Below are 16,492 nucleotides of genomic sequence, written 5' to 3'. Positions count from 1 at the left end.
GCTTCCATATTTTATTGCTTTAAATCTTGTTTTGGCGCTTCAATAGGCTGTTTTAGAGAAATAATATTCGATAATAATCGATAGGCTCCCGAAACGCCTTCAGGTAATTCTCTAAAGAAGCTTAAGCCAGTGTAAATGTAATATCCTTTTCCGTAAGGAGCGACCAATAGCGCACCATCTTTTGCAGATTCTCCTTTGTCATGTGATGAAATGATAGGAGTGAAGGCAGGATCATATTCATTTGGGTAATACAAACCTTGTTCTTGCGTCCAGCCTTGAAAATCTTTTTCAGAGATTTTGTTTGGTGTATTTAAAACAGGATGATTTGGAGCCAAGAAAGTAATTTTAGCATTTTCTTCAGTCACACGATCATTCGATAATTTTAATGGATATGGAGCAATTTTATCAGTTACCAATTTTCCGTTTGTATTGTACTGAACGATCATGTTTTTTCCGCTTTTTACAAAATTGAAAAGTATGTTTTGTTTGTTTGCCAAAGCATTTACGGTATTGTAAGCGCGAATTCCGGTAATAACGGTACTGAACGAATCTAGTTTCTGAGGTGTAATTTCTTCTGGTTTTAAAACAGAAACTTTGTATCCCATTTGTGTTAAACTTTCTGGAACTTCGTCTCCAGCACCCATAATGTAAGCAACGGCATCTCCAGAAATTTTCAAATCAATTCTAATGCATTTTGATTCAGCAGGTTTCAAAACCATTTGTTTGGTAATATGAGGAAAGTCAATAATTGTCTCGTCTTTATCAAAGCGCTTTCCGTCTACAATTGCGACGCTTTTTGCAGTAACTTCTTCTGGATTTACTGGTGGGGTTACTTCAAAGTAAAAGATTTGTTCTGTGCCTTTTTTGTCTAAAGCAAACGGAATTTCTTTTGGAGAAACATTCCAGCTTTTTGGCAATTCTAATTGCAGATTTCCTTTTACATCGTCTTTTCCAGCACGAACTTTTACTGGAATCATTTTGCTTTTGGTATTTCCAAAAATTAAAACCCTTTCTAAGATTGAAGTCGTAACTTCTGGCACAATATCTAGGAAATTATACATTTCGCCCTTTACGCCATCATTATATTTGTAGACTACAGTACGTTCAAACGGAATTTCGACATCGTTGATTTTTACATTAAAAATTACTTTCGTGTCTCTTATAATATCTGGAATGCCAATGTTTTCTTGGTTAGAAACCGTGTACATTCCAACTGTAGCTTTTTCTTTTAGCCAATATGGCTGCGTGTAATCAATATTGCTTGGAAGCTGTAATTGCAGGTTGATTTTATTGTCATTATTATTTTTTAAAACAATATTCTGAGCTGTAGTCTGATTGTTTGGAAGTGTAGTTACACTCATTAATTCCATTCCCACAGAACATCTGTTAATAGCTTCAAGACTTAGTTTAATAGTGCTTCCAGGAGTCGCTTCTTGTTCACTGGCAACAGCTTCAAGATATAAACCTGAACAAGAGGCAATAATGTTTTTTATAGCTGCCGATTTAATCTCTTTCCAATGTGTATCGTCTAAAGCTTGAATCATGGCATATGCTTTAACTAAATCTGGAATACTTGCAGCAGGATGGCTGAAATCGTATTTTGAAATAATTGCAGCAATTAAATCTCCAACAGGTTTTCCGTTTTTAACACGGTTCCAGCTTGTATCAATTCCGTCAAATAAATTATCGCGTTCTTTTGGCGTTTCACCATTTATCAGTTCTAAGTATTCGGTTTCTTCCCCGCGAACACCTGTGCTTCCAAAACCTTGCGATTGATGACGGCTTCGGCTTAAAGCTGCGATTTCTTGGTTTGATTTTCCGATTCCTGTGTAGTAAACACCTGTTTCTAGCTTTGTAAATTTAGATTTATTAGCGGCATCAAATTTTTCTTGGCTTCCGTAGAACCACCAAGACGGATTAAAGAATTGACGTTTTACCTGCCATGGCGTAACGTATTTTAATTGTTCAGGATAAATTTTAGGATCATTTGTCAATTTGAAACTTTCAACACTTAGCATCGCAGAAGATGTATGATGCCCGTGAGTTGTACCTGGCGAACGGTGATCAAAACGATTGATGATAATGTCTGGCTGGAATTTTCGTATTGTCCAAACCACATCGGCAAGGACTTTTTCTTTATCCCAAATATCTAAAGTTTCGTCTGGATTTTTAGAAAAACCAAAATCATTCGCTCTTGAGAAAAACTGTTCTCCACCATCTATTTTTCTAGCTTCAATTAATTCTTGAGTTCTAATAACGCCTAGCAATTCGCGTAATTGTGGCCCAATTAAATTTTGTCCTCCATCACCGCGAGTCAATGACAAATAGCCTGTTCTAGCATTCATATCATTGGCCAAATACGAAATCATTCTGGTATTTTCATCATCAGGATGTGCGGCAACGTACAATACAGAACCTAAAAAGTTTAGCTTTTTGATTTGATTGTAAATTTCAACTGAATTTGGCTTTTGTGGCTGCTGTGCAAACGAAACCTGAAAACCGATAAAAAATAAAAGAAAGATATAAATCTGTATTTTTCGCATGGTAAATGTTAGGTGTTTTTTTGAAATTATTCCAAAAATAGTAATTATTTTATGTAAGATTATTTAAATGAATTGTTAACGCTCAATAATTATACCTTTCTTTAAATTGATAAAATAAAAAAAAGCTGTTAGAAACTAATCTAACAGCTTTTATAGAAGTATTTTGAGAATTTATTTCAATTTGTTTTCGGTGTCTTTGTAAGTTCCTGTAATTGTAACATTACTTCCTTTTGTAACTTTTCCGTAGATTGTTATAGAAGAGTTATTACCAATGAAATTAATCTTAGCACCGCTGTTTAATCTTAAATCTCCCCAGATTACAACAGAACCTTCAACTTGCAAAAGAGCATTATTATTGATAATTAACTCTGTTGGATTAGATTGTTGGTATTTTCCTTGAGATAAACTTCCAGTCATATTGAAAGTGCCACCACTATTTAATGTCAAGTTATTAAGAATAGCTATTGAACCGCAATGTGTTAAAACAGCACCAGAGTTAATAATTGCCGAATTAATAGCAGTTGCTCCTTGGTATGATTTTATGTCGTTTGAGTTTAAAATCAGATCTCTACCTTGGTTGTATACGATATAAGAGGTACAGTTTGCAAAAGTAGTATTTGGTTTTTCCATTTTAATGATTTTCAAACCGCCTGTACCGCTTGCCACATAAATATAATTACCGCTTGATTTTACATAGTTTGATGAGCCAGTAATTCCGACAGACCCCATTAAGTTAAGTTGCGTTGCAGATTGATAAACGTTTAAGCCTAGAGCACCGTTTGCAACAAAAGCATAACCATCATTAAAAGAAACGGCATTTGTTACATTATCTTCTCCAGCTGTCGCAATTGCAATACTCTGCAATTTAGATCCGCTGTTGATATCATATACGCCAAGACCGTTTGGACCTTCAGAAACAAAAAGTTTTGTTCCGTCAATATCCATTGTTCTTTTTGCGCCGCTAACATCAGAAGATGTTTTAAAGCTTTTTTGTAAAGCAAGTGTTGACTGATTGTAAACATTAACACCTTTTGTACCGCTTAAAGTCACAACTTTGTCACTTGTTAAGGCAATCGAACGTAAATCGGCTACAGCAGCTTTTCCTGTAATTTCTTTTGTAGAACTGCTTAGTTTAAATAAGCTTCCATTGTCTCCAGTTACAGCAAAGTAATTAGAAGTATTAGCAGCAACGTCTGTTGTAACTCTATTCTCTAGATAATTTGTTTTGAATTTATCTGTAAGTAGTCCAGAGCTTAACTCCATATTAAGCACTATCGCTGGATTAGTATTCAGAAGCGGATCTTTATCTACATCTTTTGCTGCTCCTATAATTAAATTTGAACCAGAGAAAGTAAGAGATGTAATATCTGTATTAGGAATCAAAGCTGATCTAACCAATTTTGGTTTGTAAGGATCTGAAACATCAATTACATCAATAGCTCCAGAGTACACATCGCCTCTCATAATATAGGAAACATAAGCATAATTTCCGTTAACCGCAACATGGCTTGCTTGAAGTGTTTTCCCATTAGCATCAACTGGAGGTTTAACTTCAGCAATTTGAACTAAAGGAAATGAAGTGTTGGCAGTCTCTACAGATTTTCCTGTCAAAGATCCATTTTCGATCGAAATTACCCCTGAATTAGTTAGGTCAAGTCTTTGATTTAAAGTAGATTGATCTGAGGTAATAGTAATGTTATTTGACGATTGTCCATCGTTTTTGTTGTCATTGTTATCATCACATCCTATTAACAGTGACATTGCTAAAAATGAAAGCAAATAAACATTCTTTTTCATAAATTTCTTTTTTGGATTTTAAAATTCGGCGCAAATATAAATCATAATCACATTAAACAAAGGTTAATTTTACTAAAACAATCTTTTTTACAGTGATTTATATACAAATTACAAAATTTTAACAAAACTTCAAAGCTAAAATGGCATAAAAAAAGAGAGCATCATTTTATTGATACTCTCTTAAGCTGATTGCTAATAATTTAGCATTTATCTTCTTCCATGTCCATGATCGTGGTCGTGATCATCATCGTGGTCATGACGATCGTGTTTGTCATGGTGTTTATTGTAGTGTTTATCATGTTTGTCGTAGTGTTTGTAGTCTCTACGATCGTTGTAGCCATACACAGGTCTTGGTCTGTATGGTCTTTGTGGCGCTCCATGATATCCTCTGTAATATTTTACTTTATGACGATCAAAGTAAGTATAAGGAGTTCTACCATGATAATCTGTCAAAACTACTTTATAACCTCCATACAAATCATAGTTTCTATATTGTCTAGGCAAGTAAGTTGTTCTTACCCATCTTCCTCCTCCGAAATAGATAAATTGAGCAGCACGAACATCATAGTAAGCTTCAATATCTGGCAGATAATAGTATTCCATTTCTGTATATCCCACTGGACCCCAAGCTGGTGGATTTCCAATATTTACGTTTATCGATACTTGGGCTTGTGTGGCGTTTGCAACCATTAGAAATAATCCGGCGATTGCTAATTTTATCGTTTTCATCTTTTTTGTTTTTTTTAAATGTTAATCTTGAATAGGGATATTCACATACTGTGCCAAAAAAAATAAAGAGATGTATTTTGTCGAATAAAAATGCATTTCATCGAATATATAAAGTGTATAAAAGGTTTTAAAATGTTGGTAATAAGTGGTTTTACCCTTTTTTGAAATTTCTTAAAAAAAAATAAAAAATTACTTGTAATTGACTACTCTAGGTTTTGCTAACTCAAAACTTTGGAGTCCATAATCGGTAGTTTCAAAAGTATTTGTTTTGAATACATTATCTCCCTGTTGGGGAATGCTTGGGTAATAAGACAATGAAAGCTGGAATGAACTGAAAACCAAGTAGTCATTGCTAATTAATAATCCTACAGTAAGTTTAGAATAGGGTTTGCTTTTTGTCATTGCCATTTCTGGACTTCCTAATACCGCAATAGAATAATTAAAAAATGGGTTTATACGGAATCCCAACAAGGAATGCGGAGAATATGTTTGCGTCTGCAAGGATAAAACGGCTTTACTGGTTCCGTACAAATAACTATTGAATCCCGGAATTCCGTTTTCTTCGTTTATATTCAGCTGATCCCCAATTATATCATCTCTATTTATTCCAATTACTACTTTCGGATTTACGAATTGTCTAAGCTTCCAATTTCCGATACTGAATAGTTTTGTAAAATAATTGGATTCAAACAAAAATGAAGTTTGATAGGTTTTAGATTGATGAAAAAAAGTTCCTGCTTCAAAATTCATACTCAGAAAACCTAAACGGTAATAATTTCCAAAAGAAAACTGTGCGCCAACATAAGGTCGCCAGAAAGTATTCTTGTACTGATATCCAAATGTTACACCATAAATACGTCCTATTGGAACGTCCTCTGTTTGTCCATTTCTAAAAATATAGCTGTCTTTTATAAATTTACGAGTATTCAATCCAATTCCGCTGAGAATTAGTTTTTCAGAAGAATAAAAATGGTCAGGATCATAAATCTCGGAAGGTGTTTCACTGTAATTTACATTGAGAAAACGAGCTGTTGTAATTAAATTTGTTATCGCTTTATTCTGGTCTTCAAACATTTTAAAAGCATACCCAGCCCAAACGTCTTGCGAAGTATATTTTTTTGGCTGATAGGCAAATGTCAAATCGGGTGCTTGCAGCGTGTCTTTTCTAAAACTTTCATCAATATAAAATCCACCTGCCCATTTAGTCAAAGGAGAGTAGAAGTCTCGTTCAATATTTATACTTTTAATATAATTATTGTCCAAATCCATATTGTAGTGAAATACCGTACCGATGTAAGTATTTTTAATATTTGGAACTGTATAGGTTGCTTCATTAGCATTTCGTCCATCATCAAAACGATTGGTAAAACGATATTCTAATTGCTGCCCAGTTCCAAAAAAGTCTTTTTCTTTAAAGCCGATTGACATCTGGCTGCTAGAAATCGAAAATCTTGGAATAGTACTCCATGAATCTAACACGCGAATGGTAACATCTACAGAATCTGAAGCTTGACCAACACTTTGATTGGAAATTCTAACGGCTGTAACATATCGTTGTGCACGAATCAAACGTTCACTCTCGAGAACCTTATAGGTATTGTAAGGCGTGTTTTTCTTAAAAAGCAATAAATTATAAATAGCAATTTTTTTGGTTTTTAAGTGAAGTCGATTACCCATTCTTTCTCCCCAGTTTTTAGGCATTTGTGTGGTATCGGCAACAGAATGCCCAAAAGGATCTAAAGTGATAATATTGATTTTTCGAATAATTTTTCCTTCATAATTAGTAGAATCAATAGGAACAAGTAATTCGTCTTTTTTTCTTGGTTTTTTGGATCGAAAAAATAGTTTATGCATGGTTTGCGTAAACTTATTTTTTTTAGAATAGTTTCTAATTTTTGTATAGATTTCTGTGGTGTCTTTTTGCGGTTTTGGCTCTTTTTTACTTTGTTCTACCTGAGCATATCCGCTTTGTAAGCAAAAGCACAGCAAAATAAAAAATAGTATTTTTTTGTATAAAGACATTCAGTAGTTTTCTTCTAATAGTTTTAAGTTTTATGAATATAAGGAATATATAAATGTTATGCTAGCATAACGTTATTTTTAATTTTCTGTTGTAATTTTTCGTTTTCTCCAGACAAATTTCCTTGGAACATGATTTCCCATTAGATAACCCCAAGCAGAAAGAGAGTCAATTCGATCGAAAATGATTTTCAAAATTGCCAAAAGCGGAATCGCTAGAAACATTCCAGCTATTCCGGCGGCCGCACCTCCCACAATAATTCCCATAATAGAAACAAAGGCGTTTATTTCTACCTTAGAGTTTATAATTAAAGGCACAAGCAGATTGTTGTCAATAAACTGAACAATAATATTTACAATCAGGATTCCTAGAATTACTGAAATTTCTCCAGATCCTGTCAATGAAGCCAAAACAGAAATAATTCCAGCAATAAAAATTCCAATATAAGGAATCAGGTTTAGAAGACCTGTAATTAGTCCAAGCAGAATAAAATATTTTACACCAATAATCCATAATCCTAAGCTTGTCAAGACCGAGACAACAATCATTTCCATAATTAAGCTTACGATATAATTATTGATGGAAACTTTTATTTGAGACAAAATATCTTGTAGAACAGCATGATTTTCCTGTTTGATTAATTTGGCAAAAAACAGTTTAAAATGCTCTTTGTAAATTAGAAATAGGAAAGTATAAATAATCATAATAGTAGTGTCTAAAAGGACATCACTCATAGAAATTATAAAAGATCCCAGTTGAGCCTGACCCGTTTTGACAGAATCTTTTGTAACAGAATCCAGGTATTTTTTCTGTTCACCAATGCTTACCTGAAAATTTTCTCTGATAAATTTATGGATTTCGACAATAAAAGAGTTTGCATTTTTCTTTATAGTTTCAAAATCATTTGCTATGTAAGTGACTTGATAGGAAATGAAAACTAAAATTCCAACAATGCAGGATATGAAAAGGACTAAGCAAATGAATGCTGCGAGGTGTCTCGGAAATTTACATTTTGTGTTTAAAAAAGTAAAAATAGGAAGCAGTAAAACAGCAAATAAAAATGCCATTAAAACAGGTGTGAGAATGTCTTTTCCGATGCAAAAAATGAATGCAAAACAAATTAAAATTACAAGAATAAAAGAAAGTTTTGCATAAAATGGTAATGTTATGGGCCGAGTCATTTTTATTTTTATTTAGCTGAATTTATATAACAAATATTACGATTTATTTGTCTTTTTGCGTTCTAGCTTTTCTCGTGCCCGTTATAAAATTCCCATCATATTTTAGTCAAAAAACTCTCGCTCTTCATACTTTGCAGGAATAATAGAAATTCCTTTTTGAAGCAATAAATTATTTGGAAAAACAATTTTTTCTCCTTCTTTTGTTTTTAAACTTATGTGAAAAGTATTAATGTCTTCAATTTCGGCTTCGATCGGAAAATCTTTGTCATGAATTTTAATGGTATCTCCAATTCTAAAAGGAAAAGAGAAAAATAAAACCATTCCAGAAGTAATATTACTTAGAATAGACCATTGGGCAAACATGGCAACTCCAATTACAGTGGCAATAGAAGAGATGGTAATAAAAATATCTTCTGTCTGAACTCCCCAGATTATAATCAAAATGGTTACAAGAAGTATATTCATTAAAATATTAATATACTTAATAACCAAATTGGTGCGATGTTCAAATAATTGGCTTGTAGCTGCAAATTGCTTTATTAGTTTAGCAATTACTATTCGTAATACAATCAAAACACCAATAAGAATGATTGTGGCTATAATTTCTCGGCTATACTCTTTAAAAGAAAACATAAATAAATTTTTACACTAATGTAGTCAAAAATTCGTAAACTTTGGCTGTCGGAAGTCCCATTACATTGGTATAAGAGCCTTCTACTTTTGCAACTGCCATAAAACCAAACCATTCTTGTATACCATATGCACCAGCTTTATCATAAGGTTTGTAGTTTTCGATATAATATAAAATAGCTTCGTCTGACAAATCTTTAAAAGTTACTTTGGTAACGTCATGCAAAAGAGTAGAGGCGTCTGCAGTTTTAAAACAAACTGAGGTAATTACTTCATGTGTTGCATTAGACATTGATTTTATCATTGTAAAAGCGTCTTCAGCATTTTTTGGCTTTCCTAAAGCTTTATTCTGATGCCAAACAATAGTATCGCTTGTTACTAAAATTTCATTTTCTTTCAATTCACCTTCGAAAGCATTTGCTTTTAGTTCAGCGAGATAATCGGTAATTTCTTCCGCTTTTAGTTCTGGCGGATAAATTTCTTCAACGTCTTTTAAACGAATTTCAAAATCTAGATCTAAATCCTTAAAAAACTGCTGTCTGCGAGGCGAACCTGAAGCTAATATGATTTTATATTTTTTTAATTTTTCTTTAAGCATTGTACTGAATGTTTAAGGCAATAACTAAGATTGATAAAATTCCGAAGAATAAAATAAGCTTTAGAATAGTGCTTAAATGATGAAAATCATTTTGAGATTTTGCACTAAATATTTTTACGATAAAATATAGTAAAGGCGCTAAAACTGTCGCAAAAGCATAAAATACAGCCATATAAAGCTTATTTTGCATGAAATATGTATTGCAGTAAAGCCCAGAAAGAATAAACGCAATAATAGCAAAACCTAAAGCTATTTTAGCTGCTCGGCTTACTCCAATTGCTACTGGAAGCGTATTCATTCCTATATTGTAATCGCCATTTACATCTTCAATATCTTTTACAATTTCACGAATAAAATTGATCATAAAAGCAAATAGCGCATAATCAGTCAAAATAGAGAATAAGCTTGCCATTTGCGCCTGATTTTCACTCGTAGTAGCCGGAAAAAGATCAAAAACACCAATAATTAAGACACTCACAGCCAAAAGCAATGCCACAACAAAATTGCCTAAAATCATAATTTGTTTTAGCGTTGTCGCATAAAAATACAGCAGCGATGCGATTAAAATGAAAAGCGAAGCAAAAGTTGGTCTCATGATAATATTCGAGAGAATAAAACCAATTGCCACTCCAGAAATATTCAAACCTATATAAATGTTATAAGCCGCAGTTTCTGTAATTCCTTTTCCGACAACAACATCATTTGGTTTGTTGATGCTGTCGGTTCCTACATCGTAAATGTTATTGATAACATAACCCGCTGCAGCCAACAAAACAGTGCTTAGAACAAGCAATCCGTATTGCCAATCAGATAGTGCCAGCGGAACTTCCTGCTGTTTTAAAAAGGCATAACGAAAAAGCAGCTGCATAAAAGCGAGCATTAAAAGGTTTTTATAACGAATAAGTTTGAGGAATTTCATTTTTTCTAAGGTTCTGAGATACTAAGGGGCTAAGTTTTTTATTGTAACTGAAAACTGTGACTGCGACTGAAAACTTTAATCATGTTGTCCGTTAAAGTATTCCATCCATTTTCCTTGCACTTTCATTACTTGTTCGATAACGTCTCTGGCAGCGCCACGTCCGCCTTTTACGTGTGAAATGTATCGGCAGATATTTTTGATTTCTGGACTTGCGTCTTGAGGACAAGTAGGAAGTCCAACTAATTTCATTACATGAAAATCAGGGATATCGTCTCCCATATACAACACATTTTCATGTTTAATATTGTGTGTTTCAGTGTATGCTTTAAAAGTTTTTACTTTATCTGGAGTCCCTAAATGAATGTCACTAATGCCTAGATTTTGAAGACGAATTCGTACGCCTTCATTGCTTCCGCCAGAAATAATGCAAACATGATAACCGCTTTCAATTGCCGCTTTCATTGCATAGCCATCACGAATATTCATTGTTCTTAACATTTCACCTTCATTGGTTACAAAAACAGAACTGTCTGTAAGTACGCCGTCTACATCAAAAACAAAGGTTGTGATGTCATTCATTATTTCTTTATAACTTTTTGCCATTATGCTGTATAGATTGTGTTAGGGTTTTATAGATATTTTTTTTGTTTTCGTCTTGTAAAAAAGCCAGATGTGCATTGATTGTATTTGAATCGTGGCGTATGGCTGGCCCTGTTTGTGCATCAATAGGATCGAGCGTATTGATTTTATCAGCTGTTTCCTGAATTAAAGGCCGTAGAACAGCAAATGGAACTTGATTTTCTTCACAGACTTCGTGTCCTATTTGGTACAAATGATTTGTAAAATTGCTCACAAAAACGGCTGCAACATGAAGTGCTTTTCGTTGTTCTGAACTGATAGAGTAAACTGCTGTTGAAACGCTCTTTGCAATTGTCTCCAAAAGTTTAAAATCGGCTGTATTTTCTGCCTCCAAACAAAAAGGAACAACAGAATAATCTAATGCTTTATTCTTAGAAAATGTCTGAAGCGGATAAAAAACACCGCGTCGATTCTTAGGATTCAAAAGTTTTATTGAAGATGTTCCAGAAGTATGAACCACTAACTGATTATTAAAAGGAAGTTGTTCTGAAACTTCTGTAATAGCATTATCTGAAACGGAAATAATATGCAAATCAGCAGGTTCTAATGCTGCAAAATCGGTTACAATCTTTTCAGAATCAATTAAATGGATCAAGGCTTCTTTCTTTCTCGAAAAAACCTGTTTAATTTCAACAATTTTGCTGGCAGAAAAAGCCCTTATCAAATGCTGTGCAACGTTGCCGGAACCGATTATCGTTATCTGAATCATGAAAGCAAAATTAGTATTATTTTTTTTAATGCAGGAGTCTATTGGTAATTGATAATGCATTTTTGAAGTTTTTATTGTCTTCTGGTTTTTGTTAGAATTCCAACACTTTCTGGCTAAAAACAGTTATTCAAAAAACACGCGTCTGTTTTGTAGGTTTAAACTTTCTATATTATCAATTCGTTTAAAAAATAGTCCTTATTTTTGGTTTTTATTAACAAAAGGCAAAGCCTGCTAGTCAACATTTTTAAGTACTTTTGTCGCACTTTTATACAATGTAATTCCTAAGAAATGGATAAAAAAATATTCTCTTTTTTGTTTTCTACACGATTAATGGCCGTTCTTTTTTTAACATTTGCAATTGCAATGGGTATTGGAACTTTTATCGAAAGTAAATACAATACCGACACGGCTAGAATACTAATTTACACTACATGGTGGTTTGAGGCAATTATGGTCATCTTTGTGATCAATTTCTTCGGAAATATCAAAAAATATCAATTGCATAAAAAAGAAAAATGGGCAAGTCTTTTATTGCACCTTTCTTTTATTTTTATTCTTTTAGGAGCTTTTATTACAAGATATATCAGTTATGAAGGAATGATGCCAATTCGCGAAGGCGCAGCAGAAAACCAAGTATACTCAGATAAAACTTTTTTAACCATTTTTGCTGATGGTGAATATAAAGGCGAAATGAAAAGAAGAGTTTTTGAAAAAAGCCTTTTGCTTTCTCCTGTCACCAATAATGATTTTAGCATTTCAGGAAAGTTTGATGAAACTCCTTTTGAAGTTACGTATTCAAACTATATCATGGGAGCTAAAGAAGTGGTTAAACCAGATCCAAATGGAACTTTATACTTAAAATTAGTTGAAGCTGGAGCAGGTGGAAGGGAAGAACATTACCTAAAAGAAGGTGAAGTTCAGAACATTCATAATGTTTTATTTGCTTTGAATAAGCAGACAGACGGTGCAATTAACATCAATACAACTGGAAAAGAATATACTATTCAAACTCCTTTTGAAGGTGAATTTATGCGAATGGCAGATCAGTTTAAAGGAAAAGTTACAAAAGATAATGTACAGCCTTTAATGATGCGTTCATTATACAGTATTGGAGATATTAGAATTGTATTTCCAGAGCCTCCATTGAAAGGAAAAGTAGATTATGAGTCTAATAATGATTTTAAAGCAAAATCTCATTCTGACGCTTTAGTAGTTAAAGTAAAAGCAGAAGGGCAAGAAAAAGAAGTGATGCTTTTTGGTAATAAAGGACAAGTTGGAGAAGCAAAAACCGTTAAAATTGGTAACATCGAGTATTCTTTATTCTTCGGAAGTAAAGCATATGTTTTGCCGTTTAAAATTCGTTTAAACGATTTTATTGCTGAGAAATATCCTGGAACAGAGAAAAGCTATTCTTCATACAAAAGTAAAGTAACTGTTCAAGATTCTACAGAAACTTTTGATGCAGATATTTTTATGAATCACGTTTTGGATCATAAAGGATATCGTTTCTTCCAGTCTTCGTTTGATCCAGACGAAAAAGGAACTGTTTTATCTGTAAACCATGATTTCTGGGGAACTAACATTACTTATTTTGGCTACTATCTATTATACATTGGCTTAATGGCTATTATGTTTACTAAAAATTCTCGTTTCGGTGATTTGAAACGTAAACTTGAAGCGGTTAAAAAGAAAAAAGAGAAGCTGATTACGATTCTAGTTTTAATGTTTAGTTTAAGCAGTTTTGCGCAGCAATCACCGCATGTTCACTCACATGATCATGATCACAATCACAGTGCAGATCCAAACGACCACGCCAATCATGTTACTGCACCGCCAAGCAAAAAGCAATTAGATTCTTTATTGAACATCTATAAAGCTCCAGAGGCTCATGCAGCAAAATTTGGACGCTTGATTATTCAGGATGCTGGAGGTAGAATGAAGCCAATTAATACGTTTTCATCTGAATTGCTTCGTAAAGTAAGCCATAGTGATAAATATAACGAAATGAATTCTGATCAGGTATTTTTGTCTATGACGCAATATGCTCAGGTTTGGATTCAGGTTCCTATTATTTATATTAATACAAAGAATGACAGTATCCGTAAAATCATTGGTATCGATTCTAAAGATAAGTATGCACCGTTTGTAAAATTCTTTGACGAGCAAGGCAATTATAAACTATCTCCATATTTAGACGCTGCCTATAAAGCGGCCAATCCAAATAGTTTTGAAAAAGATTTTGTTGAGACGGATAAGAAAGTAAACTTGATGGAATCGGCATTAAGCGGTAGTATTTTAAAAATCTTCCCAATTCCTAACGATCCAAATCACAAATGGGTTTCTTATTTAGAACGTGAAGGAGCTGGTTTTAAAGGAATGGATTCTACTTACGTGAAACAAATTCTGCCTTTATATTTTAGCGCTTTGAATAATGGTTCTATCGCTAAAAACTTTGATACAGCTGATAATTTAGTAGAGAGTATCAATGGTTTTCAAAAGAAATTCGGTGCAAAAGTAAGGCCAAGCGAGCAAAAAATTGATGCAGAGATTGCCTATAATAAATATGACGTTTTTCAAAAACTACCATATTGGTATATTACAGCGGCTAGCTTTATGTTCATTTTTATTATTGTCAATATTTTCTTTGAGAAAAAATGGCTTCGCATTACTGTAAATGCCTTCCATATTATTATCGGATTATTATTTGCACTTCATACATTAGGATTAATTGCACGCTGGTATATTTCTGGTCACGCTCCTTGGAGTAATGCTTACGAATCGATAGTATATGTGGCTTGGTCAACAATGTTCTTCGGATTGGCTTTTGACAGAAAATCAAAATTAACCGTTGCTTCATCAGCTTTCGTTACTGCTATGATTTTAATGGCGGCTTACTTAAACTGGATCGATCCAGAAATTGCAAACTTACAGCCGGTTCTTAACTCATATTGGTTAATGATTCACGTTGCGGTTATTGTAGGTAGTTATGGTCCGACTGCATTAGGAATGATTTTAGGTTTTGTATCATTATTGTTGATCTTGTTTACGACCGAGAAAAACAAAGCCAGAATGGAGTTGAACATTAAAGAGATCACTTACATCAACGAGATGTCTTTAACAATCGGTCTTATCATGCTTACTATTGGTAACTTCCTTGGAGGACAATGGGCAAATGAAAGTTGGGGACGTTATTGGGGATGGGATCCAAAAGAAACGTGGGCTTTAATCTCGATTATGGTTTACGCATTTGTAATTCACGCTCGTTTTGTTCCTGCATTAAGAGGAAAGTGGTTCTTTAACTTAATGAGTATGTATGCTTTTGTTTCTATCTTGTTTACCTATTACGGAGTAAACTTCCACTTAGTAGGTTTGCACTCTTATGCAAGTGGAGAAGCACATTCATTAAGCTGGATTTATTACTGCTTGATTACAATTACTATAATTGGAGCTGTTACGTATCCAAAGTATAGAAAATACTATAAAACAAAAAAAGTGAAGAAATAGATAATTTGCAATAATTATTAATTCATAAAAAAAGACTCAACATCATGTTGAGTCTTTTTTTTTATGCTTAGTTTTAAAATTTGCCAGAGAGAAGAAGTACAATAGCTATTATTATAAAAAAGCAAATTAAAAAAATGAGGTGACTTAGTATGGATAAGAAAAATGCTCTTGTTTTAGATATTTTATTAAAGAACTGAATATTCGTCCAAAAGATTAAAATCACACCAATAATATACATTATATAAGTGTACTGCTGCATATGCGAAGTGTGATTTAGAAAAATCATGACTGGAATTGTCAGCAATTGTACAGAGATTCGTTGCGCAGCTTTGAAAGTATTGAGTACAAAAAGTTCTACAAAATTATAACCTTGATTTCTAAAAACAAGGTAAGTGCCAATAGTGTAAATGGGAATAGATGCGATCGTTACCCATGAAAAATGTGTAGCAAACCATTCGTTTAAAAAAACAGAATCTAAATTAGGAGCCTGTACATGATTAAAGGTGTCAATATGAAAATAGTGATACAAAAGTCCATAAAGAGTAGCAAGAACGACCACTAAAGATATTGGCTTAAAATGACGGACTCTTTTTCCTTCAATAAATTCACGGATAGAATGCCCAGGTCTTGTAAATAATTGTTTTAAAGAATATAAAATTCCTTTGTCAAAATGTAATAAACCATGCTGGATATCGTGCCATAAAAAATGCACATTTATTTTATGCGTTTCAGCAGACTGTCCGCAATTGTTGCAATAATGACCTTTAAAGACCTGATGGCAGTTTTTGCACATTATTTCCATTAAGCTTGATATTTGATTTATAAATTACTTTTGTTGTTTTTTATGATGCCATTAGGATACATGATTGCTAATAGGACTATGATTAGGAGAAAATTATATTCAACACCGTTTCTTCCGCCGCCTACCACAAACCAGCCTTCTTTAAAGTGTACTAGAATGATTCCCATTATAAGAACAAAAATGGTAACAAAACCGGCAAGTTTAATGTATTTATTTGCTAGCAAAAGTATCGCAGCAACAATATGAGATAATTTGATACTCCAGGCTAGAAACACTCCGTATGGCGCAAAACCAATTTGGTTGAGAAAAAGATTGCCAAAATCATTTATGCCATTATTGAACATTCCAAAAACGGAATGAGTTAGGAGAATAATCGCCATCGTAATCCTCAAAAGTAAATTTGCATTCATAAAATTGGTTT

At 33.3% G+C, this 16,492-nt stretch carries 13 protein-coding genes; 1 reads left to right on the top strand and 12 read right to left on the bottom strand.

All coding sequences use genetic code 11. The features are described from left to right. Positions 1-11 precede the first annotated feature (11 nt). The 10 genes from RB618_RS16235 to RB618_RS16190 form a co-directional block, all read right to left on the bottom strand. Positions 12-2,543 carry a PIG-L family deacetylase gene (locus RB618_RS16235; protein WP_308069698.1) on the bottom strand — a complete coding sequence of 844 codons (2,532 nt, stop codon included), beginning with the start codon at positions 2,541-2,543 and terminating at the stop codon, positions 12-14. Positions 2,544-2,714: 171 nt separating this feature from the next. Beyond that, a complete protein-coding gene (locus RB618_RS16230; RefSeq protein WP_308069697.1) occupies positions 2,715-4,340 on the bottom strand; it encodes a hypothetical protein in 1,626 nt (541 codons plus the stop codon). Positions 4,341-4,547: 207 nt separating this feature from the next. Then, entirely contained in the window at positions 4,548-5,069 is a 522-nt protein-coding gene (locus tag RB618_RS16225) for a hypothetical protein (RefSeq protein WP_308069696.1), read from the bottom strand. 189 nt (positions 5,070-5,258) lie between these two features. Further along, entirely contained in the window at positions 5,259-7,091 is a 1,833-nt protein-coding gene (locus RB618_RS16220; RefSeq protein WP_308069695.1) for a hypothetical protein, read from the bottom strand. Positions 7,092-7,169: 78 nt separating this feature from the next. Continuing rightward, positions 7,170-8,270, bottom strand: coding sequence for an AI-2E family transporter (locus RB618_RS16215; protein WP_308069694.1), 1,101 nt, complete (start codon positions 8,268-8,270; stop codon positions 7,170-7,172). Positions 8,271-8,372: 102 nt separating this feature from the next. After that, the gene (locus tag RB618_RS16210) at positions 8,373-8,903 is read right to left on the bottom strand and encodes a mechanosensitive ion channel domain-containing protein (protein ID WP_308069693.1); all 531 of its coding nucleotides are present in this window, start codon (positions 8,901-8,903) and stop codon (positions 8,373-8,375) included. Between the two features lie 10 nt (positions 8,904-8,913). After that, entirely contained in the window at positions 8,914-9,498 is a 585-nt protein-coding gene (locus tag RB618_RS16205; protein ID WP_308069692.1) for a Maf-like protein, read from the bottom strand. Next, positions 9,491-10,417, bottom strand: a complete 927-nt coding sequence (locus tag RB618_RS16200; RefSeq protein WP_308069691.1) for a geranylgeranylglycerol-phosphate geranylgeranyltransferase — start codon at positions 10,415-10,417, stop codon at positions 9,491-9,493. Before RB618_RS16200 ends, RB618_RS16205 begins: the two co-directional genes overlap by 8 nt. Positions 10,418-10,492: 75 nt before the next feature. Beyond that, positions 10,493-11,020 carry an HAD-IIIA family hydrolase gene (locus tag RB618_RS16195; protein WP_308069690.1) on the bottom strand — a complete coding sequence of 176 codons (528 nt, stop codon included), beginning with the start codon at positions 11,018-11,020 and terminating at the stop codon, positions 10,493-10,495. Then, positions 11,004-11,765 carry a DUF2520 domain-containing protein gene (locus RB618_RS16190; protein WP_308069737.1) on the bottom strand — a complete coding sequence of 254 codons (762 nt, stop codon included), beginning with the start codon at positions 11,763-11,765 and terminating at the stop codon, positions 11,004-11,006. The genes RB618_RS16195 and RB618_RS16190 overlap by 17 nt, the downstream gene beginning before the upstream one ends. Before the next feature lie 288 nt (positions 11,766-12,053). Here RB618_RS16190 and ccsA point away from each other — a divergent pair, with 288 nt between their 5' ends. After that, positions 12,054-15,269 carry a cytochrome c biogenesis protein CcsA gene (gene ccsA, locus RB618_RS16185; protein WP_308069689.1) on the top strand — a complete coding sequence of 1,072 codons (3,216 nt, stop codon included), beginning with the start codon at positions 12,054-12,056 and terminating at the stop codon, positions 15,267-15,269. A gap of 73 nt (positions 15,270-15,342) precedes the next feature. Here ccsA and RB618_RS16180 read toward each other — a convergent pair whose 3' ends face one another. Then, the gene (locus RB618_RS16180; protein ID WP_308069688.1) at positions 15,343-16,071 is read right to left on the bottom strand and encodes a DUF3667 domain-containing protein; all 729 of its coding nucleotides are present in this window, start codon (positions 16,069-16,071) and stop codon (positions 15,343-15,345) included. 17 nt (positions 16,072-16,088) lie between these two features. Further along, positions 16,089-16,481, bottom strand: a complete 393-nt coding sequence (locus tag RB618_RS16175) for a DoxX family membrane protein (protein ID WP_308069687.1) — start codon at positions 16,479-16,481, stop codon at positions 16,089-16,091. Between the last annotated feature and the right edge of the window lie 11 nt (positions 16,482-16,492).

Origin of the sequence: Flavobacterium sp. LHD-85, assembly GCF_030929595.1 — a bacterium.
In the GTDB taxonomy this organism is placed as follows: domain Bacteria; phylum Bacteroidota; class Bacteroidia; order Flavobacteriales; family Flavobacteriaceae; genus Flavobacterium.
Note: the sequence above shows the minus strand (reverse complement) of the source record. Positions and strands in the feature narration are given on the sequence as shown.